This window comes from Streptomyces sp. NBC_00775 (genome assembly GCF_036347135.1).
Taxonomy (GTDB): domain Bacteria; phylum Actinomycetota; class Actinomycetes; order Streptomycetales; family Streptomycetaceae; genus Streptomyces; species Streptomyces lutosisoli.
In genome coordinates, this window is the sequence record NZ_CP108938.1 from 8,210,813 (window position 1) to 8,234,995 (window position 24,183).

General features: G+C 70.0%; 19 protein-coding genes. 11 read left to right on the plus strand and 8 right to left on the minus strand.

The window, feature by feature from the left end; all coding sequences use genetic code 11:
• Positions 1 to 163 precede the first annotated feature (163 nt).
• The 4 genes from OIC96_RS36445 to OIC96_RS36460 all read left to right on the plus strand — a co-directional run bounded on the left by OIC96_RS36445 (position 164) and on the right by OIC96_RS36460 (position 4,763).
• On the plus strand, positions 164 to 499 hold the full coding sequence (locus tag OIC96_RS36445; protein ID WP_078615979.1) for an RNA polymerase-binding protein RbpA: 336 nt from the start codon (positions 164 to 166) through the stop codon (positions 497 to 499).
• Between the two features lie 226 nt (positions 500 to 725).
• On the plus strand, positions 726 to 1,994 hold the full coding sequence (locus tag OIC96_RS36450; RefSeq protein WP_330303749.1) for an MFS transporter: 1,269 nt from the start codon (positions 726 to 728) through the stop codon (positions 1,992 to 1,994).
• Between the two features lie 72 nt (positions 1,995 to 2,066).
• Positions 2,067 to 3,719, plus strand: coding sequence for a glucose-6-phosphate isomerase (pgi, locus tag OIC96_RS36455; RefSeq protein WP_330303748.1), 1,653 nt, complete (start codon positions 2,067 to 2,069; stop codon positions 3,717 to 3,719).
• Positions 3,720 to 3,836: 117 nt separating this feature from the next.
• A complete protein-coding gene (locus tag OIC96_RS36460) occupies positions 3,837 to 4,763 on the plus strand; it encodes a hypothetical protein (protein WP_330303747.1) in 927 nt (308 codons plus the stop codon).
• Positions 4,764 to 4,772: 9 nt separating this feature from the next.
• Here OIC96_RS36460 and OIC96_RS36465 read toward each other — a convergent pair whose 3' ends face one another.
• The 3 genes from OIC96_RS36465 to OIC96_RS36475 all read right to left on the minus strand — a co-directional run bounded on the left by OIC96_RS36465 (position 4,773) and on the right by OIC96_RS36475 (position 8,494).
• Positions 4,773 to 7,064 carry an ABC transporter permease gene (locus OIC96_RS36465; protein WP_330303746.1) on the minus strand — a complete coding sequence of 764 codons (2,292 nt, stop codon included), beginning with the start codon at positions 7,062 to 7,064 and terminating at the stop codon, positions 4,773 to 4,775.
• Between the two features lie 132 nt (positions 7,065 to 7,196).
• On the minus strand, positions 7,197 to 7,982 hold the full coding sequence (locus tag OIC96_RS36470) for an ABC transporter ATP-binding protein (RefSeq protein WP_330303745.1): 786 nt from the start codon (positions 7,980 to 7,982) through the stop codon (positions 7,197 to 7,199).
• The gene (locus tag OIC96_RS36475) at positions 7,979 to 8,494 is read right to left on the minus strand and encodes a PadR family transcriptional regulator (RefSeq protein WP_327427851.1); all 516 of its coding nucleotides are present in this window, start codon (positions 8,492 to 8,494) and stop codon (positions 7,979 to 7,981) included. Before OIC96_RS36475 ends, OIC96_RS36470 begins: the two co-directional genes overlap by 4 nt.
• 154 nt (positions 8,495 to 8,648) lie before the next feature.
• Here OIC96_RS36475 and OIC96_RS36480 point away from each other — a divergent pair, with 154 nt between their 5' ends.
• The 5 genes from OIC96_RS36480 (at position 8,649) to OIC96_RS36500 (ending at position 15,358) form a co-directional block, all read left to right on the plus strand.
• Positions 8,649 to 9,923, plus strand: a complete 1,275-nt coding sequence (locus OIC96_RS36480) for an ABC transporter substrate-binding protein (RefSeq protein WP_330303744.1) — start codon at positions 8,649 to 8,651, stop codon at positions 9,921 to 9,923.
• Positions 9,924 to 10,085: 162 nt separating this feature from the next.
• Entirely contained in the window at positions 10,086 to 11,759 is a 1,674-nt protein-coding gene (locus OIC96_RS36485; protein ID WP_330303743.1) for a glycoside hydrolase family 13 protein, read from the plus strand.
• 73 nt (positions 11,760 to 11,832) lie between these two features.
• The gene (locus OIC96_RS36490; protein ID WP_330303742.1) at positions 11,833 to 13,158 is read left to right on the plus strand and encodes an ABC transporter substrate-binding protein; all 1,326 of its coding nucleotides are present in this window, start codon (positions 11,833 to 11,835) and stop codon (positions 13,156 to 13,158) included.
• Positions 13,159 to 13,163: 5 nt separating this feature from the next.
• Positions 13,164 to 14,522, plus strand: a complete 1,359-nt coding sequence (locus tag OIC96_RS36495; RefSeq protein ID WP_330303741.1) for an ABC transporter permease — start codon at positions 13,164 to 13,166, stop codon at positions 14,520 to 14,522.
• On the plus strand, positions 14,519 to 15,358 hold the full coding sequence (locus OIC96_RS36500) for a carbohydrate ABC transporter permease (RefSeq protein WP_327427846.1): 840 nt from the start codon (positions 14,519 to 14,521) through the stop codon (positions 15,356 to 15,358). Before OIC96_RS36495 ends, OIC96_RS36500 begins: the two co-directional genes overlap by 4 nt.
• A 407-nt stretch (positions 15,359 to 15,765) precedes the next feature.
• Here OIC96_RS36500 and pgl read toward each other — a convergent pair whose 3' ends face one another.
• From pgl to tkt, 5 genes are read right to left on the minus strand one after another with little or no spacing between them, the layout of a single operon-like run.
• Positions 15,766 to 16,548 carry a 6-phosphogluconolactonase gene (gene pgl, locus OIC96_RS36505; RefSeq protein ID WP_330303740.1) on the minus strand — a complete coding sequence of 261 codons (783 nt, stop codon included), beginning with the start codon at positions 16,546 to 16,548 and terminating at the stop codon, positions 15,766 to 15,768.
• A complete protein-coding gene (opcA, locus tag OIC96_RS36510) occupies positions 16,545 to 17,606 on the minus strand; it encodes a glucose-6-phosphate dehydrogenase assembly protein OpcA (RefSeq protein WP_330303739.1) in 1,062 nt (353 codons plus the stop codon). The genes pgl and opcA overlap by 4 nt, the downstream gene beginning before the upstream one ends.
• Positions 17,603 to 19,129, minus strand: a complete 1,527-nt coding sequence (zwf, locus tag OIC96_RS36515; protein WP_406502250.1) for a glucose-6-phosphate dehydrogenase — start codon at positions 19,127 to 19,129, stop codon at positions 17,603 to 17,605. The genes opcA and zwf overlap by 4 nt, the downstream gene beginning before the upstream one ends.
• A gap of 1 nt (position 19,130) precedes the next feature.
• Complete coding sequence (tal, locus tag OIC96_RS36520) at positions 19,131 to 20,249, minus strand: transaldolase (RefSeq protein WP_330303737.1); 1,119 nt, start codon at positions 20,247 to 20,249, stop codon at positions 19,131 to 19,133.
• Positions 20,250 to 20,284: 35 nt separating this feature from the next.
• A complete protein-coding gene (gene tkt / locus OIC96_RS36525; protein ID WP_330303736.1) occupies positions 20,285 to 22,372 on the minus strand; it encodes a transketolase in 2,088 nt (695 codons plus the stop codon).
• A 355-nt stretch (positions 22,373 to 22,727) separates the two neighbouring features.
• On the opposite strand from tkt, the gene OIC96_RS36530 reads away from it, so the two are divergent.
• A complete protein-coding gene (locus OIC96_RS36530) occupies positions 22,728 to 23,714 on the plus strand; it encodes a heme o synthase (RefSeq protein ID WP_406502249.1) in 987 nt (328 codons plus the stop codon).
• A 95-nt stretch (positions 23,715 to 23,809) separates the two neighbouring features.
• The gene (locus OIC96_RS36535) at positions 23,810 to 24,166 is read left to right on the plus strand and encodes a hypothetical protein (protein WP_330303734.1); all 357 of its coding nucleotides are present in this window, start codon (positions 23,810 to 23,812) and stop codon (positions 24,164 to 24,166) included.
• Positions 24,167 to 24,183: the final 17 nt, after the last annotated feature.

The following is a 24,183-nucleotide window of genomic DNA, read 5'->3' on the forward strand; positions in this document are numbered from 1 at the left end:
CGGTACGCGCCCGCAGGCGCGGCCTATCATGGGGCTTGCGTCTAGGGGCGGGGGTGTAACTCCAATCACTGGACGCGCGTTGGGCCTTACGTAGACTGAGGCGCTCGCAGCGAAGCGTCACGCCGACTCGCTTCGCGGCACCATCACGCAGGGAGTTACGACCGTGGCAAGTGGCAACGCGATCCGAGGAAGCCGGGTCGGGGCGGGGCCGATGGGCGAGGCCGAGCGCGGCGAGTCCGCACCCCGGCTGCGCATCTCCTTCTGGTGCTCCAACGGGCACGAGACGGTCCCCAGCTTCGCCAGCGACGCGCAGGTTCCCGAGACCTGGGACTGCCCGCGCTGCGGCTTCCCCGCAGGACAGGACCGGGACAACCCGCCGGACCCGCCGCGCACCGAGCCGTACAAGACGCACCTCGCGTACGTACGGGAGCGGCGCAGTGACGCGGACGGCGAGGCGATCCTCGCCGAGGCGCTCGCCAAACTGCGGGGCGAAATCTAGAAGTTGAGAACCGGCCGGGCACCGAGGGGTGCCTGGCCGGAGCTGTATCGCACGGTTGTCGTGGGGCGTACGGGCGTGCGCCCCACGTGGTCATGCCGGCCGGAGCTGTCTCGCGCGCGGATTTCCGTGCCGTGACTGGATCCCGCGTCCGTGCCCCGCTGCGTGGCGGTCGATTGTCAGTGGTGCCCTCTACGGTTCTTGAAGTGGCGGAACCAGAGGGGGCGTTGTGACGACGGCTGAAGTGGCGGGTGTGCGGGCGCCCGCGTGGCGCGGGGGATTCGGGCGGCTGTGGACCGCGGCCGTGGTGTCGCAGTTCGGGGACGCCCTGCGCACCGCCGCGCTGCCGCTGCTCGCCGTGCGGCTCACCGACGATCCGCTCGTCATCGCCTCCGTGACGGCCTGCGGCTATCTCCCGTGGCTTCTTTTCGGGCTGCTGGGCGGGGCGCTCGCCGACCGAGTGGACCAGCGGCGGGCGATGTGGGCCGTGGACACGGTACGCGGCGCACTGGTGGCCTCCTTCGCCCTGGCCGTCGGGTTCGGGCACGCGTCGATCGCCCTGCTGATCACCCTCGCCTTCACCTTGACCACCCTCCAGACCCTCTTCGACAACGCGGCCACGGCCCTGCTGCCGTCGCTGGTGGACAAAGAGGCCCTCGGCAGCGCCAACGCGAGACTGATGACCGGCCAGCGGCTCGCCGGAGGACTGCTCGCGGGTCCCTTCGTGCCGCTGCTGCTGACCGTCGGGGCCGCCATGCCGTTCACGGCGGACGCGGCCACCTATCTGCTCGCCGCCGCACTGGTGGCCTCACTGCGGATCCGGGCGCCCGAGCGGGAGCCCCGGCCGGCCGGAAGCACGCTGCGCGCCGAGATAGCCGAGGGACTGCGCGCGCTGTGGCGCGACCGGGTACTGCGGGCGACGTGCACGGCCACCCTGCTGTGCAACATCGGCATGGGCGCGCTCATCGCCACCCTGGTGCTGCACGTGACGCGCTGGCTGCACACAGGGAACGCGGGATACGCGGCGGCGATGACGGCGTACTCGGCGGGCAGCTTCAGCGGCGGCTTCGTCGCTCAGCGAGTCGCGCGCCGGTTCGGGCGGGCCCGCAGCCTGCTGCTGGGCGGATCCGTCCAGACGGCGTCGCTGCTGCTGATGGGCACCGTCCGTCACCTCGGCGCCCTCATCGTGGGCATGGCGCTGCTCGGACTGATGAACATGGTCTGGAACGTCAACCAGGTCACGCTGATGCAGCAGCGCAGCCCCGCGGACATGGTCGGCCGCATCAGCTCCGCGTTCCGTACCGCCTCCACCTCCGGGGCCCCGATCGGCGCCCTCCTGGGCGGCGCGGTGGCGGGGGCGTACGGGCTGAACGGGCCCGCGCTGTTGGCGGCCGTGCTCTTCGCGTTCGCCGTCATCTCGCTGATACCCGCGCTCAAGCCGGACGTATCTGTTGTTGAGCCGGACGACGGCGTGACGACAGCTCGCGTCAAGCCCTGATCAATTAGGTTGGGACCGGCAGCGGGGCAAGGTACGCAGCAGCACAGGCAGGAAAGAAGGCGGAAGTCCGAGATGAACGCAGACAGCCGTACCAGGCTCAACCAGACGCCCGAGTGGACCGCTCTGGCCAAGCACCGCGAGGAGTTCGCGGACACCCATCTGCGGGACCTGTTCGCGGCCGATCCCGGGCGCGGCTCCGGCTACACACTTCAGGTCGGCGATCTGCACGTCGACTACTCCAAGCACCTGGTCACCGACGAGACGCTGCGGCTGCTGCGCGAGCTGGCCGCGGCGACCGACGTCTTCGGGCTGCGGGACGCCATGTTCCGGGGCGAGAAGATCAACGTCACCGAGGACCGCGCGGTGCTGCACACCGCGCTGCGCGCCCCGCGCGACGCCGTGATCGAGGTCGACGGGGAGAACGTCGTCCCCGCGGTGCACGCGGTGCTCGACAAGATGGGTGACTTCGCCGAGCGCGTCCGCTCCGGCGCCTGGACCGGACACACCGGCAAGCGCATCAAGAACGTCGTCAACATCGGCATCGGCGGCTCCGACCTCGGTCCGGCGATGGCGTACGAGGTGCTGCGTTCGTTCACGGACCGGGATCTGACGGTCCGGTTCGTGTCGAACGTGGACGGCGCCGATCTGCACGAGGCCGTCCGCGACCTCGACGCGGCCGAGACGCTGTTCATCATCGCCTCGAAGACGTTCACCACGATCGAGACGATCACCAACGCGACCTCCGCGCGCGACTGGCTGCTGACCGAGCTGAGAGCCGGTCAGGACGCCGTCGCGAAGCACTTCGTGGCACTGTCGACGAACGCCGAGAAGGTGTCGGACTTCGGCATCGACACGGCCAACATGTTCGGGTTCTGGGACTGGGTCGGCGGGCGCTACTCGTACGACTCGGCGATCGGCCTGTCCTTGATGATCGCCATCGGCCCGAACCACTTCCGGGAGATGCTCAACGGGTTCCTTCTCGTCGACGAGCACTTCCGCACGGCTCCCGCCGAGTCCAACGTGCCGCTGCTCCTGGGCCTGCTGGGTATCTGGTACGGCAACTTCCACGACGCCCAGTCGCACGCCGTACTGCCCTACTCGCACTACCTGTCCAAGTTCACGGCGTACTTGCAGCAGCTGGACATGGAGTCCAACGGCAAGTCGGTGGACCGCGACGGCCACCCCGTGGGATGGCAGACCGGGCCGGTCGTGTGGGGCACGCCGGGCACCAACGGGCAGCACGCGTACTACCAACTCATCCACCAGGGCACCAAGTTGATCCCGGCCGACTTCATCGGCTTCGCCGAGCCGGTCGCCGATCTGCTGCCGGGGCTGGTCGCCCAGCACGACCTGCTGATGGCGAACTTCTTCGCGCAGACGCAGGCCCTCGCCTTCGGCAAGACACCGGACGAGGTGCGCTCCGAGGGGGTGCCCGAGGAGCTGGTGCCGCACAAGACGTTCCAGGGCAACCACCCCACGACCACGATCCTCGCGCGCGAGCTGACCCCTTCGGTGCTGGGCCAGTTGGTCGCCCTCTACGAACACAAGGTGTTCGTCCAGGGCGCCGTGTGGAACATCGACTCCTTCGACCAGTGGGGCGTCGAGCTCGGCAAGGTCCTCGCCAAGCGTGTGGAGCCGGCGCTGACGGACGGCGCGGACGTGCCGGGTCTCGACGAGTCGACGAAGGCGCTTGTCGCCAAGTACCGGGAGCTGCGCGGCCGGTAGGAGGACGCGGGTCTGGGAAGCGGGCGGCGGGAGTCCGTCCGCTTCCCGTAAAATCCCCGACGATCACGCGACGACGACTCGGGGGAGCGGAAGTTGGCCGGTACGCGCGGGAACTGGATGAGCGACAGGCTGACGGTGCGATCGATCCTGCGGCCGAAACAGGTGGCGCAGGCGTTGTACCACCCGGCGTGGATCCCGGAGTCGGTCGATGCGTCCGTGGATCGGCTCAAGAAGGCACGCATTATCGCCGGAGCGGTCGCGGCCTTCGGCGTGTACACCTTCGTGCAGCGCAAGTTCAACTTCGAAGAAGTGCTGGAGAACATGCTGACGGCGTCCGTCGTCGTGCTGTTCATCACGCCGCTGACGGTCGGCGTGATGCTCTTCGTGTGGCGCCGCACCGGGACCGTCCGCCAGATGCGGGTGCCGCTCGTCAACGCGCTCAAGCTGCTGCTGTTCTTCATCGGCTCGGTCGTCGGGTTGGTGTTCCTGTGGCAGGCGACGACGGCGCTCGGCGGCTTCTGGCTGGTGCCGCTCGGCTTCACGGCGCTCTGGCTGACCGGCATGGTGGCCTACGGAGCGGTGCAGGTGTCCGGGAACTTCTTCGGTACGGCCGCCGTCCACCGGTGCCTGCCACCGCTGCTCGCCACGGTGACGACATGGCTGATGGCGCTCCCGGACCTGCTCACGGGCGACCTGCACGGGCTCAGCTTCAAGATGGGCATCGTCTTCATCCTGGGCGCGCCGGTGACGGTCACGGCCATAGCGGTCCTGGAGATGAACCGGCTCCGCCGCCGCTACGGGATCCGACTGGGCGCCCATCCCGCGACACTGCCGACGCCGCGGCCCGCGCAACCGCCCGCGTACCCACCGCCCAATGGGTTCGTGCCGCCGCCGGGGAACCCGTATCCGCCGGGGAATCCGTACACCCCGTACCCGCCACAAGGACATCCGTACGCCCCGTACCCGCCGGGCAACCCCTATGGGCCGGGGACACCGCAGAACCCGTCCCCGTACCCCTACGGCCAAGGCCCATACGGTTCCTGACCGGCGGGCTCAGGCCACCGCGCTGAGCGTGTCCGCCAATCGTCGGCGGGTCGCTCGCGCCGCGGGCAGGGCGGCGAGTGTGGCGGCGCCCAGCACGGCGGCCGTGCCGAACAGCAGCAGAAGCACGGGGGACGGCCCCTGGGCGATACCGGCCCCGATGCCGCTCGACCTGCCCTGAGAGTCGATCAGCCAGTGCGCGAGGGGCACCCCCAGCGCCGTACCCACGAGGACCGCTGCCAGGGCCGTGCACCCCGTCGCCGTCACGGTGACCGCGGTGATCTGCCGCGGAGTCAGCCCGATCGCCTTCAGCGCCAGCAGATCCCGCTCGCCCTCGCGCACGGTGCCGCCGATCGCGGTGAGCAGCTCGATGAGCCCGATCAGGGCCAGTACGGCGATCAGCCCCACGACGACCCCGCGCAGCGGCGAGAGCCCGTCGGCCGGGTTGGTCACGGTGTGCACGTCGAAGCGTCCGTGCGCGGCTGTGGCCAGCTCGGTGGCCACCTTGTGCGGGTCGGCGCCGGGACGCAGCTGGAGCTGGTAGAGGGTCGGCCGGAGGTCGGGGTCGTTCTCGCGGAGGGTGTCGAGCGAGGTCGAGATGACCCGGCCGCTGTTCTCCGGCTCGATGCTGCGGCCCACGATGTGCAGGATCTGCGGCTGTTCGCCCACCGTGATCCGCACCCAGTCGCCGACGTGGACGTCCATCAGGTCGAGCAGCCCCTGACCGGCCACCGCCTCGTCGGGTCCGCGCGCGAGGCGGCCCTCGGCCAGCGAGAACGGGTACGGATCCTGGTGGGTGCCGAGCCCGCGCAGCGCGATCGTGCCCGTCTGGCCGGGGACCAGGGCGGCCACCTCGACGCCCGGGTGGACGTCGGTGACCTGCGGGTTCTTGGCCAGCAGGGCTCGTACGTCCGCATCGCTCAGGTTCTCGTCCGCCCGCACCGTGAGCGCGGCCGCCAGACCGATCTGCTCGGGCCTGCTGTGGAAGCGGTCGATGGTGGTCCACGCGCTCATGGCCACCACGATCAGCAGCAGCGGCAGCGCGAGCCGGGCGATCGTGGCCAGCGAGCGCGGCCGTCGTGTGAACGCCTTGTGCCAGCCCAGGACCAGCGCGGACGGCAGCCGCAGCCCGAGCGCCCCGCGCGCCAGGCCCGACAGCCGCCCGCCGAGCGGCGCCCCGGCCCGCAACCCGGGCACCGGCGGCACCCGTCCGGCGCGCCAGGCCGCGAGTCCTGTCGTCGCGGCGATGAACAGCATCGCGGCCACGGGTATCGCGAAGAGTGCCGCCGTGTGCCCCGGGAGCCCCTGCCACACACCGACCGCGTCGCCCAGACGCCCCGGGACGCGGCTGCCCAGCGTCTCGCAGAGCGCGGCGGCCAGCACGGCGCCCAGCAGCGCGAACGCCACGTGCTGGAGCAGGAAGATCCGCACCACCTGGCCGGGCGTGAAACCGATCGCCTTCAGCACCGAGATGTCCCGCAGATGGCCGCGGATACGGGTGCCGATCGCGCCGTGCACGGCGAGCGCGGCGGCGAGCAGCGCGCCGAGGCCGAACAGGCCCAGTACCTGCCCCAGCAGCCGGTTGTCGCCCTGGGCCTCGGCCCGCGCCTGCTGCCAGTGGGAGACCTCGGTGACCGCTCCGGCGCCCAGGAGGGTGACGGCCCGTTGGACGGCGTAGTCCGTGTCGCCGGGATCGGTCAGCCGCAGCCCGATCACCTGGCCGGTGCGCCCGGCGTATCTCTGCACGGCGGACGGCAGTGCCCACACGAGGCCCGAGTGCTCGCCGGGGCTGTAGCGGGGCTCGGCGCTGTCGGTGACGCCCAGGACGGTCAGGGTCCGTGTGGTGCCGGGCACGGTGAGGGTGTCGCCGGGCTCGGCCCACAGCGCCCGGGCGAGGCTGCTCTCCAGCACCACGCCGTCGGGCCTGGCGGGGTCCAGCCAGCGGCCGGAGTCGAGGAGCGGTCGGCCGGTGGCGGGCGGTTCGACGGCGCCGCGCAGTTCGACGGAGGCGCGGGTGCCGCGCGACTCGACGGTGGCGGAGGCGGTGGGGTACGGGCCCGCGACGGACTCGACTCCGTCCAGGTCGGCGAGCCTGTCCGCATCGGCCGACGGGCCGGTGTGGATCCACACGTGCGCGCCGTGCGACTGGGCGAAGACGCGCTGCCAGGGGTTGGTCGCGTACCCGAAGAGCGCCGTGGCCAGCAGCAGCGAGGCGACGATCCCAGCGGTGGCGAGCACGATGAACAGCGCCTCGCCGCGATGCGTCCGCAGATCGGCGTGCGCCCAGCGCAGAGTGGCCCGCATCCCGGCTCAGCCTCTCGGCTCGCGTACGAGGGACCGGTTCACCGGCTGGGGCTCGCGTATGAGGGACCCGCTCATCGGCTGGGGCTCGTGTACGAGGGGCCGGTTCATCGGCGGAGGCTTGCGCACAGCGGCTCAGTCCTTCAGTTCCAGCACGCCGGATATCCCCACGCCCCGCGACGGCGTGCCGTCGAGTTCCGCGTCGTCGGCGATGCGGCCGTCGAAGAAGCTGATCACCCGGTCCGCGGCGCTCGCGAGCCGTGCGTCATGGGTGACCAGCACGATGGTCTGGCCGCGCTGGTGAAAGCGGGACAGCAGCCGGGTCACCTCGCGGGTGCCCTTGCTGTCGAGGCTGCCCGCGGGCTCGTCGGCGAGCAGCAGGGGCGGATGGTTGACCAGGGCCCGCGCGAGCGCGACGCGCTGCTGCTCGCCGCCGGACAGCTCGCCCGGCATGCTGCGCTCCTTGCCCTCCAGACCCAGCTCGGCGAGGAGCGTCTCGCGCTCGGCGCGCGCCTGCTTGGGGGAGAGGCCGGCGAGCAGGGCGGGCAGCTCGACGTTGTCGGCGACCGACAGGTTCGACACCAGGTTGAAGAACTGGAAGACGATGCCGATACGGCGCCGGCGTTCGACCGCCCAGCGCGCCTCGCTGTACGCGTCCGTGCACTCGCCGTCCAGCCAGACGCTGCCGGAATCCGGGCGCTGGAGCCCCCCGAGCAGATGCAGCAGGGTCGACTTCCCGGCACCGGACGGGCCGGTGACGGCCACGAACTCGCCCTTGCGTACGGCAAGATCCACGCCACGCACGGCATGCGCGGGCGCACCCTCGCCGTAGTGGGTCTTGACCAGGCCCTCGGCGCGCAGCACAGGGGCGTCCTCGGCGGGAGCGTCCTCGGGGCGCGGCGAAGGAGCGGTGCGGCTCATTCCTGCTCCTCCAACTCCTCCTGGCAGCGCTCCAGCCAGTCGAGGTCGGCTTGCAGATGCAGCATGGCGCCCTCGATGAGCAGCTGGGAGATGCGGTTGTCCCGGTCCTCGGCCGCGGCGAGCTTCGACAGATCGCGCATGGTGTTCAGATACTGGCGCCGCTGCTTGTTGATCAGGGCGATCTGGTCGGCGAGACCGGTCTGCGGTGCGAGCGCGAGCTTCATGAAGAACTCGTCCCGTACGCGCGGCTCGTCCGCCGTCTCCTCGTACCAGGCGCGCAGCGCCTCACGCCCGGCGTCGGTGAGGTGATAGATCTTCTTGTTGGGCCGGCTCGACTGCTCGACTTCCTCGCCCTCGATCAGTCCCGACTTCTCGAGGCGGCCGAGCGTCACATAGATCTGGCCGACGTTCGGCTGAGGGTACGCGGCACCCAGCAGTTGCTCAAGGCCCTGCTTGAGCTCGTAGCCGTGGGCGGGTCCGCGCGCCAGCAGGGCCAGGAGGGACAGCCGCACTCGTGCTCTCCTCCCCGCATCCTTGTGATGTGCCGCAGGCCCACGTGCCCGAGGCCAATGTGCCGCAGGCCCTAGTATCGCCCATACCTAACAGGTATACATGGCCTCTGACTCCGGGCGAAGGTGCCCGGCGCCGGTGTACAGGGAGGAACCTATGCGGTGGATACGCGCCGCCGGTAGGGGCCTCCTGGTCGCGGCGGTGGTCCTGTCCGGTTACGTCGCCTCGGGCGCCCAGACCGACGGTGCGCACGGCGGCGGCCGCGGTCCGCTCACGCTGGCCACCGCCGGTGACCTCACCAACTATCTGGGGCCGCTGCTCGACGGCTGGAACCGCACCCACCCCGGCGAGAAGGTCACCCTCGTCGAACTCCCGGACTCCGCGGACGAGACCCACGCGCAGATGACCACCGACCTGCGCGGCGGCGACCGGAGCCGCTTCGACGTCCTCAACATCGACGTCGCCTGGACCTCGGAGTTCGCCGCCGCGGGCTGGATCTCCCCACTGCCGCGCGACCGTTTCCCGCTCGGCGGCTTCCTGCCGCCGGTCGTCAACACGGCGACGTACGACGGAAGGCTGTACGCCGTCCCGTACGTCACCAACGCCGGACTGCTCCTCTACCGCAAGGACATCCTGGCCAAGGAGGGCGTCGCGCCCCCGCGCACCTGGGCCGAGCTGGAGAAACAGGCGAAGACCATCGCGCCGAAGTACGGACTCGACGGTTACGCGGGCCAGTTCCTGCCCTACGAGGGGCTCACCGTGAACGCCGCCGAGGCGGTCTACTCGGCAGGCGGCACGATCCTCGGCGACGAGGGCGAGCGCGTCACGGTCGACTCCGCGGCGGCACGCGAGGGCATCGGCTTCCTCGCCCGCGGCGTACGCGACGGCTGGATCCCGAAGAAGGCGCTCACGTACAAGGAGCAGGAGTCCAAACAGGCCTTCCAGGACGGCCACCTCCTCTTCCTGCGCAACTGGCCGTACGCCTACGTCAGCGCCTCCGCCAAGGGCTCCGCGGTCGCCGGGAAGGTCGGCGCGGTGCCGCTGCCCGGACCCGACGGGCCAGGGACGAGCGTGCTCGGCGGTTCGAATCTCGCGGTCAACACGCATGCCCGGCACCCCGACTCCGCGGCGCGCCTGATCGCGTACCTCACCAGCGAGCGGGTGCAGCGGCAGGTCCTCACGCGCGGTGCGCTGCCGCCCGTACGGGCCGACCTCTACCAGGACCCGGAACTGATCCGGGAGTTCCCGTATCTGCCGACGCTGCGCACGAGCGTCCTCGCGGCGGCCCCGCGCCCCAAGAGCCCCCGCTACGACCAGGTCAGCCTGGCCGTTCAGGCGGTCGTGCACGACGCGCTGACGGGCCACGAGACGCCCGAGGCGGCGGTGCGCCGGCTGGCGCGCGAGCTGGCCGACATCTCCCGCCGGGGCTGAGCCCTCTTTTCGTCGTGCTCGACGGCTCCTAGTTACATGTTAGGTAACGCGCCCGTCTCATCTTCTGCCTCGGTGGGTGGAAAAGTCAGCATATAAAGTCCCAACTTCCAGGCACACGAAACCTACTCGTTGACACCCGTGCGACACGCCTACTTAACATGCATGCATAACCGGAGGCACGCACAGACAGGTCAACGGGTGAAGCTCAACACGCACCGCTGGTGGCGCGACGCAGTGATCTACCAGGTGTACGTCCGGAGTTTTCTGGACAGCACCGGGGACGGCATCGGCGATCTCGCCGGAGTCCGGGCCGGACTGCCGTATCTGAAGAAACTCGGGGTCGACGGCATCTGGCTGAGCCCCTTCTACCCCTCGCCGCAGCACGACCACGGCTACGACGTCGCCGACTACTGCGACGTGGACCCGCTCTTCGGCGATCTCGCCGAGTTCGACCTGCTGATGACGGACGCCCGGCGCCTCGGCGTCAAGGTGCTCCTGGACATCGTCCCCAACCACTGCTCCAGCGAACACCCGTGGTTCCAGGAGGCGCTGGCCTCGGCACCCGGCAGCGCGGCCCGCGCCCGCTTCCACTTCGCCGACGGCCGGGGCCCGGACGGGGCCGAGCCGCCCAACAACTGGCACGCGATGTTCGGCGGCCCCGCCTGGAGCCGGGTCGCCGAGCAGGACGGCACCCCGGGTCAGTGGTACCTGCACATGTTCACGCCTGAACAGCCCGACCTGAACTGGCGCAACCCCGAGGTCGGCGCCCACTTCGACCACGCGCTGCGCTTCTGGCTCGACCGGGGCGTCGACGGCTTCCGCATCGACGTGGCCGCCGGCCTCTACAAGCACCCCGGCCTGCCGGACTCGCCCGACCCGGAGGCCGACGCCCGCACCCGCGACTCGGTCAACCCGCTCGCCTGGAACCAGCCCGAGGTGCACGACGTCTGGCGCCACTGGCGGTCGGTGTGCGAGGAGTACACCGCCCGCGACAGCCGGGAGCGGCTGCTCGTCGGCGAGGTCTCCGTGCCGACCGCCCGCGAACACGCCCAGTACGTACGCCACGACGAGCTGCACCAGGCCTTCTTCTTCGACCTGCTCAGCGCCCCCTGGAACGCCGACGCCTTCCGCAAGGTCATATCCGAGGCCATGCAGGACATCGCGGGCACCGGATCGACGGTCACCTGGGTCCTCAACAACCACGACCAGGTCCGTACGGTCACCCGCTACGGCGAACTGGGCACCGAGGGCAGCGGCCTGGGTGCCGCCCGCGCCCGCGCCGCCGCACTGCTGATGCTGGCGCTGCCCGGAGCCGCGTACATCTACCAGGGTGAGGAGCTCGGACTGCCCGAGGTCGTCGACCTGCCCGACGACGTGCTCACCGACCCGATCTTCCGCAGGACCGGCAGCCGCGCCCGGATCCGCGACGGCTGCCGGGTGCCGCTGCCGTGGTCGGGGCACGCCTCGCCGTTCGGCTTCACCTCGGGCGTCGAGAGCGCCAAGCCGTGGCTGCCGCAGCCCGCCTACTTCGCCGAGTACGCCACCGACCGCGCCCTCGCCGACACCCGCTCCTTCTGGCACCTCTACCGCGACGGGCTCCAACTGCGCGCAGCACTGCCCCAGTTGGGCGAGGGCGCGCTGCGCTGGCTGGACACCCAGCCCGGCGTCCTCGGCTTCGTCCGCGGCGACGGCCTGGTCTGCGCCGTCAACTTCGGTACGGCCCCGATGCCCGCGCCGGTCTCCGGCACCCCCCTGCTGTCCAGCGGCCCCTGCGCGCCCGGCGTCCTGCCCGGCTCGACGGCCGCCTGGTGGATCAGTGACTGCACCAACCCCTGAGCCCACCCCTCCTGATAGCCCCACCCTCTCCTGATTGCCCGTCAATTCCCATTCCCCCGAAGGGACATCAACGATGATGCGACGACGTACGACCCTGCTCGCGAGCTGCACCGCCCTCGCCCTCGCCCTCGGCGCCACCGCCTGCGGAGGCGGCCCCGTCTCCGCGGGCGGTGGCGGCAAGTCGCTCAGCGGCCAGACCATCACCGTGGCCGGTGTCTGGTCCGGCAGTGAGCAGAAGAACTTCCAGAAGGTCCTGGACGCCTTCAGCGAGAAGACCGGCGCCAAGACCCAGTTCATGTCCACCGGCGACAACGTCTCCACCGTCGTCGGCAGCAAGATCGAGGGCGGCAACGCCCCCGACGTGGTGATGGTCCCGCAGGTCGGCGTGCTCCAGCAGTTCGCGAAGGAGGGCTGGCTCAAGCCGCTGTCCAAGACGACCCAGCAGTCCGTCGACAGCAACTACGCCAGCGTGTGGAAGAACTACGGCAGCGTCGACGGCACCCTGTACGGCCTGTACTTCAAGGCCGCACACAAGTCGACCGTCTGGTACAGCCCCGACGCCCTCGACCAGGCGGGCGTCAAGCCGCCGACGACGTACGACGCGATGCTGAAGGCCGGGCACACCGTCTCCGAGTCGGGCCTCGCGGCCTTCTCCGTCGCCGGACAGGACGGCTGGACGCTCACCGACTGGTTCGAGAACATCTATCTCTCCCAGGCCGGACCCGAGAAGTACGACGCCCTGGCCGCCCACAAGATCAAGTGGACCGACCCGACCGTGGTCGACGCCCTCACCACCCTCGGCAAGCTCTTCAAGGACAAGCAGCTGGTAGCCGGCGGCCAGAAGGAGGCGCTGAACACCGACTTCCCGGGCTCCGTCGAGAAGGTCTTCGGGCCCAAGCCCGAGGCCGGCATGGTCTACGAGGGCGACTTCGTGGCCGGGGTCGCCAAGGACCAGTTCGGCAAGAAGATCGGCGAGGACGCCAACTTCTTCCCCTTCCCCGCGGTCGGCGACGGCAAGGCGCCCGTGGTCAGCGGCGGCGACGCGGCCGTCGTCCTCAAGGACGGCAAGAACCAGAAGGCCGCCCAGCAGTTCCTGGAGTACCTGGCGACCCCCGAAGCGTCGGCGGTCTGGGCCGAGGCGGGCGGCTTCCTCTCCCCGAACAAGAAGCTCGCCCTCTCCTCCTACGGCGACGACGTCACCCGCGAGACCGCCAAGTCCCTGGTCGCCGCCGGGGATTCGGTCCGCTTCGACATGTCCGACCAGGCCCCGGCCGCGTTCGGCGGCACCAAGGGCGCCGGCGAGTGGAAGATCCTCCAGGACTTCCTGCGCGACCCGTCCGACCCGAAGGGGACCGCGGCCGAGCTCGAGAGCGCGGCGGCCAAGGCGTACCAGGGCTGATCACCATGACCGCCACACTCCTCAAAGAGGCGAGCCCGCCGCCGGTCGGCATGGCCGACCGCCGGCGGCGGGCCCGGCGACGCGGCCGGATCGTCGCCCTCGCCTTCGTCTTCCCCGCTCTGCTCCTGCTCGGCGCGCTCGTCGTCTACCCGGTGCTGTTCTCGGTGGGCCGCAGCTTCTTCGACGCCTCCGGCACCCGGTTCGTGGGCGGCGACAACTACACCGAGATGTTCCGCGACCCCGCCACACTCAAGGCCGTCCGCAACACCGCGATCTGGGTGGTCGTCGCACCGACCCTGCTCACCGGGCTCGGCCTCGTCCTCGCCGTCCTCGTCGAAAAGGTGCGCTGGGCAACGGCGTTCAAGCTGCTGCTCTTCATGCCGATGGCGGTCTCCTTCCTCGCCGCGGGCATCATCTTCCGGCTCGCCTACGACGAGGACCCCGACAAGGGCGTCCTGAACGCCGCCGTCGTCTCCGTGCACGACGCCTTCACGGGCACGTCGTCCTACCCGACCGCCCGGGCCCGCGACGGCCAGGGCCTGACCAAGGGCGCCGACGGCTCGTACCGTACGACCGCTGCTGCGTCCCCCGGCCACACCGTCGACCTCGGCCTGGTCGGCGTACTCCCGAAGGACCTGCCGCAGGGCGCGCGGGCCGCGTACCCGGCGGCGGCGCGGAAGGCGGCCTCCGACGAACTGCGCGGTGTCGTCTACCTGGACTTCACGCGCGGCGGGGGAGGGCAGCAGGGCAAGGTCGACCGCCAGGAGAGCGGGCTGCCGGAGATGAAGGTCGAGGCGGTGCGCGACGGAGAGACGGTCGCGAGCACCACCACCGCGGCCGACGGCTCCTTCCGCTTCCAGGACCTCGGCTCGGGCTCGTACAGCGTGCGGCTGCCCGCTTCGAACTTCGCCCCGCCGTACCAGGGCGTCTCCTGGCTGGGCCCCGCGCTCGTCACGCCCGCCATCATCGGCGCCTACCTGTGGATCTGGACCGGCTTCGCCATGGTCCTGATCGGCGCGGGACTCGCCGCGCTGCCGCGCGACGCGCTGGAGGCGGCGCGGATGGACGGCGCGAACGAGTGGCAGATCTTCCGCCGGATCACCGTGCCACTGCTCGCGCCCGTCCTCACCGTGGTCTTCGTGACCCTGGTGATCAACGTGATGAAGGTCTTCGACCTCGTCTACATCATCGCGCCGGGTCCGGTGCAGGAGGACGCCACCGTGCTGGCCACCCAGATGTGGCTGGTGTCCTTCGGCGGCGGCAACAACCAGGGCCTGGGCAGCGCGCTCGGTGTGCTGCTCCTGCTCCTGGTGATCCCCGCCATGGTCTTCAACGTCCGCCGTTTCCGAGGGAGTCAACGATGAACGCGCTCAGGCGGGGGCTCGGCAACAGCCTGGTGCAGGCGTTTCTCGTCGTCGTGGGGCTGGTGTGGCTCACCCCGCTCGCGGGACTGTTCGTGTCCTCGCTGCGGTCCGCGCAGGACACCGCGAAGGGCGGCTGGTGGACCGCGTTGCGCAGTCCCGGGCAGCTGTCCTTCGACAACTACTCGGCGCTGCTGGGTAATTCGGGGATGACGCGGGCGTTCTGGAACACCGTGCTGATCTCCGTCCCCGCTACCTTCCTCGTCGTCGTCCTTGCCGCACTCGCCGGATACGCCTTCGCGTGGCTGGACTTCCCGGGGCGCGAACCGCTCTTCCTGCTGGTGGTCGCGCTGTTGGTGGTGCCGGTCCAGATCGGTCTGCTGCCGGTGGCCAAACTCTTCGGGCAGCTGGGCCTGTTCGGCACGATTCCGGGGGTCGTCCTCTTCCACGTGTCGTACGGGCTGCCGTTCGCGATCTTCCTGCTGCGGAACTACTTCGCGGAGATGCCGAAGGAGATGCTGGAGGCGGCGCGCATGGACGGGGGTACCGAGTGGCGTATCTTCACGCGGCTCGTGCTGCCCGTGGGGCGGCCGGCCATCGCCAGCCTGGCCATCTTCCAGTTCCTCTGGGTGTGGAACGACATGCTGGTCGCGCTGCTCTTCGCCGACAGCTCCTCGCAGCCGCTGACGGTTCAACTCCAGTCGCAGATACGGCAGTTCGGGAGCAATATCGATGTGCTCGCGCCCGGGGCGTTTTTGTCCCTGGTGGTACCCGTGGTCGTGTTCTTCGCCTTCCAGCGGCACTTTGTGCAGGGGGTGATGGCGGGGTCGGTGAAGTGACGGGTGGGCCCCACGGGGTTTTCGCCCCCGCCGCCCCTACCCGTCCCATCCCCAGGGGCTCTGCCCCTTCGACCCCGTGGGTTGTGTGTCGGGTGCGGGTGGGTGGGGGCTGGTGTAAAAGATTGCGCAGTTCCCCGCGCCCCTAAAAGACCCCGGGGCGGGCGGGGGATCGCGGGGCGAAGCCCCGCGCCTTCAGGGGCGCGGGGAACTGCGCGAGCAACCCCCACCGTCCCGCAGACGACTCTCTTCAGGGGCGCGGGGAACTGCGCAATCTTTTAGGGGGGTCTGGGGGCGCAGCCCCCAGGGATGGGACGGGTAGGGGCGGCGGGGGCGACTCCATGGACACAGAAGGCCCCAGGTCGCTGACCTGGGGCCTTCTGGTGGAGCCGAGTACAGAAGCTGAGGGCTCAGGGCGACGATGGCGGATACAGCGACCGAGGCAGCTGGGAAGCCGCCGCCGAGTCCAGGAGCCACAGCGTGCGCTGACGGCCGTACGCGCCGGCCGCCGGGGCCTGCACCTCGCCCGCGCCCGACAGAGCGATCGCCGCGGCCTGGGCCTTGTCCTCGCCCGCCGCGAGCAGCCACACCTCGCGGGCGGAGCGGATCGCGGGAAGCGTGAGCGAGATCCGGGTCGGCGGCGGCTTCGGCGCGCCGTGCACGCCCACCACCATCCGCTCCGTCTCCCGCACGGCGGGCAGCTCCGGGAAGAGCGACGCCACGTGGGTGTCCGGGCCGACGCCCAGCATCAGCACGTCGAAGGTCGGCGCCGAGCTGTGGTTCTCCGGCCCCGCGGACTTTGCGAGCTCCGCGGCGTACGCCTCCGCCGCCGCGTCCACGTCGGCGCCGTACGGACCGTCGGACGCGGGCATCGGATGCACCCGCGCGGGGTCCAGCGGCACCGTGTCCAGCAGAGCCGCACGGGCCTGGGTGTCGTTGCGGTCCGGGTCGCCCTCGGGCAGGTACCGCTCGTCGCCCCACCACAGGTCGAGGCGGCCCCAGTCGATGGCGTCCCGGGCGGGCGCGGCCGCGAGCGCCGCGAGGAGCCCGTTGCCGTTGCGGCCGCCCGTGAGCACGACCGAGGCGTAGCCGCGCGAGGCCTGCGCGTCCACGATCTTCGTGATCAGCCGGGCCGCGGCGGCCTGGGCCATCAGCTCCTTGTCGTGGTGGACGACGAGCTGCGGAGTACTCACTTGGCTGCCGCCTTCTTCGCGGGAGGCCTCTTGGCGGCGGCCTTCTTGGCAGGGGCCGCGGCCTTTGTCGCGGGCTTCGCCGCGGTCTTGACCGCGCCCGGTGCCGCGCCCTCCTCGGAGGACTCCGTCGCCGTCGCGTTCAGCCGGTGCACCCCGTACCGCAGCGCCGACGCGTAGGTGTCGTCCGGGTCGAGGCGGCGCAGCTCCTCCGCGATCAGCTCGGACGTCTCGCGGCGCTTGAGCGCCACCGCACGGTCGGGCTGGCCCTGGATGGACAGGGTCGCCAGGGAGCCGTCGGCGCGGTCCAGGACGATCGGGCCGCAGCTCGTGCCCAGCCGGACGGCGGTGAGGCCGGGGCCGGAGGACTTGGAGCGCTTGACGGGGACGTCGAGGCGGTCGGCGAGCCACATGGCGAGCAGCTCGCAGCTCGGGTTGAACTCCTCGCCCTCCACCTCGACCGCCTCCACCTCGCAGGTGACCTGGTCCAGGGCCGCGGCCAGCATCGAGCGCCAGGGCGTGATGCGGGTCCAGGAGAGGTCGGTGTCGCCCGGGGTGTAGGCATCGGCGCGGGCGGTCAGCTCGCGTACCGGCGCCTCCGCCGCGTAGGTGTCGGTGACCCGGCGCTGGGCGAGAGCACCCAGCGGGTCATTGGCCGGGTCGACGGGCGCGCTCACCGGCCACCAGACGACGACGGGCGCGTCCGGCAGCAGCAGGGGCAGGACGACCGAGTCGGCGTGGCCCGCGACCTCGCCGTACAGGCGCAGCACCACCGTCTCGCCGGTGCCGGCCTCGACGCCGAGCCGTACCTCGGCGTCCAGACGCGACTTCGTGCGGTCGCGGGGCGAACGCGAGACGCGCTTGATGACCACGAGGGTGCGCGAGGGGTGCTCGTGCGAGGCCTCGTTGGCGGCCTTCAGGGCGTCGTAGGCGTTCTCCTCGTCGGTGACGATGACCAGGGTGAGCACCATGCCGACGGCGGGCGTGCCGATGGCGCGGCGGCCCTGCACGAGCGCCTTGTTGATTTTGCTGGCCGTGGTGTCCGTGAGATCGGTCTTCATGGGCGACGCCAGCTCCGTCCGTCTCGCTCGAGCATTTCGTCCGCCTCGACGGGGCCCCACGTGCCCGAGGGGTACTGCGCGGGCTTGCCGTGCTTGTCCCAGTACTCCTCGATCGGGTCGAGGATCTTCCAGGACAGCTCGACCTCCTCGGTGCGCGGGAAGAGGTTCGAGTCGCCGAGCAGGACGTCCAGGATCAGACGCTCGTACGCCTCCGGGCTCGACTCCGTGAACGACTCGCCGTACGCGAAGTCCATGGAGACATCCCGGATCTCCATCGAGGTGCCGGGCACCTTGGAGCCGAAGCGGACGGTGATGCCCTCGTCGGGCTGGACGCGGATGACGATCGCGTTCTGGCCCAGCTCCTCCGTCGCCGTGTGGTCGAAGGGGGAGTGCGGGGCGCGCTGGAAGACGACCGCGATCTCGGTGACGCGGCGGCCCAGGCGCTTGCCCGTGCGCAGGTAGAACGGGACGCCCGCCCAGCGGCGGTTGTCCACCTCGACCTTGATCGCGGCGTATGTGTCGGTCTTCGACTTGGGGTCGATACCGTCTTCCTGGAGGTAGCCGACGGCCTGCTCGCCGCCCTGCCAGCCCGTCGTGTACTGCCCGCGGACCGTGTTCCTGCCCAGGTCCTTCGGCAGCTTCACCGCGCCGAGGACCTTGGTCTTCTCGGCGGCGAGCGCGTCCGCGTCGAAGGAGGCGGGCTCCTCCATGGCGGTGAGGGCCATCAGCTGGAGCAGGTGGTTCTGGATGACGTCACGGGCGGCGCCGATGCCGTCGTAGTAGCCGGCGCGGCCGCCGATGCCGATGTCCTCCGCCATGGTGATCTGCACATGGTCGACGAAGGACCGGTTCCAGATCGGCTCGAACATCTGGTTGGCGAAGCGGAGCGCCAGGATGTTCTGGACGGTCTCCTTGCCGAGGTAGTGGTCGATGCGGAAGACCTGGTCGGGCGCGAAGACCTCGTGGACGACCGAGTTGAGCTCCTCGGCCGACTTGAGGTTGTGGCCGAAGGGCTTCTCGATGACCGCACGGCGCCAGGAGCCGTTCGACTGGTCGGCCAGGTTGTGCTTCTTCAGCTGCTTGATGACCACCGGGAAGGCGGACGGCGGCACGGAGAGATAGAAGGCGAAGTTGCCGCCCGTGCCCTGTGCCTTGTCCAGCTCGTCGATCGTGGAGCGCAGCCGCTCGAAGGAGTCGTCGTCGTCGAAGGTGCCCTGCACGAAGCGCATGCCCTGGACGAGCTGCTGCCAGACCTCCTCGCGGAACGGCGTGCGGGCGTGTTCCTTGACGGCGTCGTGGACCTCCTGCGCGAAGTCCTCGTGAGCCCACTCGCGGCGCGCGAAGCCGACCAGCGAGAAGCCCGGCGGCAACAGACCCCGGTTGGCGAGGTCGTACACGGCGGGCATCAGCTTTTTCCGTGACAAATCGCCCGTGACGCCGAAGATGACCAGGCCCGACGGCCCCGCGATACGCGGGAGCCGTCGGTCTGCGGGGTCACGCAGCGGGTTGCTGCTTGACAAGATTTCAGCCCTCCGAAGGGGCGAGGCGCTGGAGCTCCACCTCTGTGGACTTGAGCAGGTCGTTCCAGGACGCCGCGAACTTCTCGACGCCCTCGTCCTCCAGCAGCTGGACCACGTCGTCGTACGAGATCCCGAGCTTCTCGACCGCGTCGAGCTCGGCGCGGGACTGCTCATACGTACCGGCGATGGTGTTGCCGGTGATCTGGCCGTGGTCGTCGGTGGCCTCCAGGGTGGCCTCCGGCATGGTGTTCACCGTGTTCGGTGCGACCAGGTCGTCGACGTACAGGGTGTCCTTGTACGCCTTGTCCTTGACGCCGGTCGAGGCCCACAGCGGACGCTGCTTGTTGGCCTGCGCCTTGTCCAGGGCGGCCCAGCGGTCGGAGGAGAAGACCTCCTCGTACGCCTGGTAGGCGAGGCGCGCGTTGGCGAGCCCGGCCTTGCCGCGGGCGGCCTTGGCCTCGTCCGTGCCGAGCGCGTCGATGCGCTTGTCGATCTCGGTGTCCACGCGGGACACGAAGAAGGACGCCACCGAGTGGATCTTGGAGAGGTCGAGGCCCGCGGCCTTGGCCTTCTCCAGACCCGCGAGGTACGCGTTCATGACCTCGCGGTAGCGCGCCAGCGAGAAGATCAGCGTGACGTTGACGCTGATGCCCCTGCCGATGACCTCGGTGATCGCGGGCAGGCCCGCCTTGGTCGCCGGGATCTTGATGAGCGTGTTCGGACGGTCCACCAGCCAGGCCAGTTGCTTGGCCTCGGCGATGGTTGCCGTCGTGTTGTGCGCCAGCCGCGGGTCGACCTCGATGGAGACCCGGCCGTCCTGGCCCTGCGTGGAGTCGTAGACCGGGCGCAGGATGTCGGCGGCGTCACGGACGTCCGCCGTCGTGATCATGCGGATGGCCTCGTCGACGGTGACCTTGCGGGCGGCGAGGTCGGTGAGCTGCTGCTCGTAACCGTCACCGCTGCTGATCGCCTTCTGGAAGATCGACGGGTTGGTGGTGACGCCCACGACGTGCTGCTGGTCGATCAGTTCGGCGAGGTTGCCGGACGTGATCCGCTTGCGCGACAGGTCGTCCAGCCAGATCGCGACGCCTTCCTCGGAGAGGCGCTTGAGTGCGTCTGTCATGGAAATTGCATCTCCTACGTGTCGTATGACCAGCGTCAGCGCTGGGCTGCGGCGATCGATTCCCGGGCGGCATTGGCGACGTTCTCGGCAGTGAAGCCGAATTCGCGGAAGAGCACCTTGCCGTCGGCCGAAGCACCGAAGTGCTCCAGCGAAACAATGCGTCCGGCGTCCCCGACGAACCGGTGCCAGGTCAGACCGATACCGGCCTCGACCGAGACCCGCGCCTTCACGGACGGCGGCAGGACACTGTCGCGGTACGCCTGGTCCTGCTCGTCGAACCACTCCACACACGGCATGGACACGACCCGAGTCGGGATGCCCGCGGCCTGCAGCTGCTCGCGCGCCTCGACGGCGACGTGCACCTCCGAGCCGGTGCCGATCAGGATGACCTCGGGCGAGCCGCCCTCGGCCTCGAACAGCACGTAACCGCCCTTGGCGGCATCCTCGTTGCGCTCGTACGTCGGCACACCCTGACGGGTCAGCGCCAGACCGTGCGGGGCGCCCTTGCCGAACACCTTCGTGTAGCGCTTGAGGACCTCGCGCCAGGCGATCGCGGTCTCGTTGGCGTCCGCGGGACGGACGACGTTCAGACCGGGGATGGCGCGCAGCGAGGCCAGGTGCTCGACCGGCTGGTGCGTCGGGCCGTCCTCGCCGAGACCGATGGAGTCGTGCGTCCACACGTACGTCACCGGCGCGTGCATGAGGGCCGACAGGCGCACGGCGTTGCGCATGTAGTCGGAGAACACCAGGAAGGTGCCGCCGTAGACACGGGTGTTGCCGTGGAGCGCGATGCCGTTCATCTCCGCGGCCATCGAGTGCTCGCGGATACCGAAGTGGATCGTGCGGCCGTACGGGTTCGCCTCCGGCAGCGGGTTGTCCGCCGGGAGGAACGAGCTGGTCTTGTCGATCGTGGTGTTGTTCGAGCCGGCGAGGTCGGCGGAGCCGCCCCACAGCTCGGGAATCACCGCGCCGAGCGCCTGCAGCACCTTGCCGGACGCCGCACGCGTCGCGACACCCTTGCCCGCCTCGAAGACCGGGAGCTTCTCCTCCCAGCCGGCCGGCAGTTCGGTCGCGGCGATGCGGTCGTACTCGGCGGCGCGCTCCGGGTTGGCGGTGCGCCAGGCGGCGAAGCCCTTCTCCCACTCGGCCTTGGCCTCACGACCGCGGTCGAGCGCCTCACGCGTGTGCGCGAGAACCTCGTTGGCGACCTCGAAGGACTTCTCCGGGTCGAAGCCGAGGACGCGCTTAGTTGCCGCGACCTCGTCGTCGCCGAGCGCCGAGCCGTGCGCGGCCTCGGTGTTCTGCGCGTTCGGAGCGGGCCAGGCGATGATCGAGCGCATCGCGATGAACGACGGCTTGTCGGTCACCTTCTTCGCGGCCTCGATCGCGTTGTAGATCGCGTGCGGGTCCAGGTCGCCGTCCGGCTTCGGGGCCACGCGCTGCACATGCCAGCCGTACGCCTCGTACCGCTTGACCGTGTCCTCGGAGACCGCGGTCTCGGTGTCGCCCTCGATCGAGATGTGGTTGTCGTCCCACAGCAGGATCAGGTTGCCGAGCTCCTGGTGGCCCGCCATGGAGGACGCCTCCGCGGAGATGCCCTCCTGGAGGCAGCCGTCACCGGCGATCGCGAAGATGAAGTGGTCGAACGGGGACTCGCCCTGCGCGGCCTCCGGGTCGAACAGACCGCGCTCGTAGCGGGCGGCCATCGCCATGCCCACGGCGTTGGCGACACCCTGGCCGAGCGGCCCGGTCGTCGTCTCCACACCGGTGGTGTGCCCGTACTCGGGGTGACCCGGAGTCTTGGAGCCCCACGTGCGGAACGCCTTCAGATCGTCCAGCTCCAGGCCGAAGCCGGCCAGGTAGAGCTGGGTGTAGAGGGTCAGGGACGAGTGGCCCGCGGACAGTACGAAGCGGTCGCGTCCGACCCAGTCGGCGTCCGCCGGGTCGTGCCGCATCACCTTCTGGAAGAGGGTGTACGCGGCAGGCGCCAGGCTCATCGCCGTACCGGGATGGCCGTTGCCGACCTTCTGTACGGCATCGGCGGCCAGGACGCGGGCGGTGTCGACGGCCCGCTGGTCCAACTCGGTCCACTCGAGGTCTGTGGTGGTCGGCTTGGTGCTCACCCTGGGTCAGGGCTCCTCTCCACATGTTCCACATGTCGAATATCCGGTGCACTGGGCGCCCACCGGCGTTGTCGAGCCTACCCCCGTAAGTACGTGCGTTTTTTCGAGTCATTCCAGACTGCCGGGACTCTCGGAGATCCGCCTCCCGACCGGTCCGTTCCGCATTCGGCAAGTGAATACGGAGCCGCTCGTCCGAGTGCTCAATCGAGTGGTGCTCGGCTCTTCCAGCGGTGCTGGTCAACACGACCCCACCCCCGCGAATGTCGGGGTCTGGGCAACGTCTACAGTGGCGTGGTACGCGCGAGCCTTTACCGGGAGTTCACACCCGGGGCTTGCTGGGATGTCTCTGTCAGGGGTGTGCGTGACGGCCGTCGAATCCCGTCCAGCGGGTGGGGGCACCGCCCACGCCTTTAAGGCTGTGGGGGAGCTCGCCAAGAGCAGCAGCCGGGGCCAGCGGCCGTTCGGGGCCCGTGTCAAAGCGTTCGTGGCGCTGACCAAGCCGCGAATCATCGAACTGCTGCTGATCACCACCGTTCCGGTGATGTTCCTGGCCGAGCAGGGTGTTCCCGACCTGAAGCTGGTGCTCCTCACCTGCCTCGGCGGCTATCTGTCGGCGGGCGGCGCCAACGCGCTGAACATGTACATCGACCGTGACATCGACGCCCTGATGGAGCGCACCTCCCAGCGTCCGCTGGTCACCGGCATGGTCAGCCCGCGCGAGTGCCTGGCCTTCGGCATCACCCTGGCGGTCGTCTCGACGCTGCTGTTCGGCCTGACGGTCAACTGGCTGTCCGCCTGGCTCTCCCTCGGCGCACTCCTCTTCTACGTCGTCGTCTACACGATGATCCTCAAGCGCCGTACGTCGCAGAACATCGTGTGGGGCGGCATCGCCGGCTGCCTCCCGGTGCTCATCGGCTGGTCGTCCGTCACGAACTCCATGTCGTGGGCGCCGGTCATCCTCTTCCTCGTCATGTTCTTCTGGACGCCGCCGCACTACTGGCCGCTGTCCATGAAGGTGAAGGACGACTACGCGCGCGTGGGCGTGCCGATGCTGCCGGTCGTCGCCTCCAACAAGGTCGTCGCCCGCCAGATCGTCATCTACAGCTGGGTGATGGTCGCGGTTTCGCTGCTCCTCACCCCGATGGGCTACACGGGTTGGTTCTACCTGGTGGTCGCACTCGCCGCCGGCGGGTTCTGGCTGTGGGAGGCCCACGGTCTGCAGAACCGCGCCAAGGCCGAGGTGACGGGCGGCAAGCTCAAGGAGATGCGGCTGTTCCACTGGTCGATCACCTACGTGTCGATCCTCTTCGTGGCCGTCGCGGTGGACCCCTTCCTGCGCTGACACTCCGCCGGGACTTCGCGACGGGCGGGGTACGTGGTCAAGGCCACGCACCCCGCCCGTCGCCGTTTGATCTACCCGTCGGTAGCATCCTGGCCATGGCAGACACCCAGCAGGTTGACGAGACCAACGGCGCCACCCAGGACGCCAAGGCCGAGCGCAAGGCGGCCAAGCTCGCCCAGCAGATCGGCGCCTTCTCCAAGGCGCACGGCGGGGTCGAGGGACAGGTCGCGTACATCGGCCAGAAGGGCGCCCGGATCGTGCTCGTCGGCGCGGACGGCGGCTGGGGCGACCTCGTGGCGCCCACGTACGCGATCGCCGAGGACGCCGTGAAGAAGGCCGGGATCACGGTTCACGAGGCGTTCGACGGGGAGTTCGCGGCCAAGGTGAAGACCGGTCCGTACGAGTGGACGCGCATGGCCGGGATCCAGGTGGGCGGCCCCCGCAACTCCTGAACCCGGCCTCAGGTACA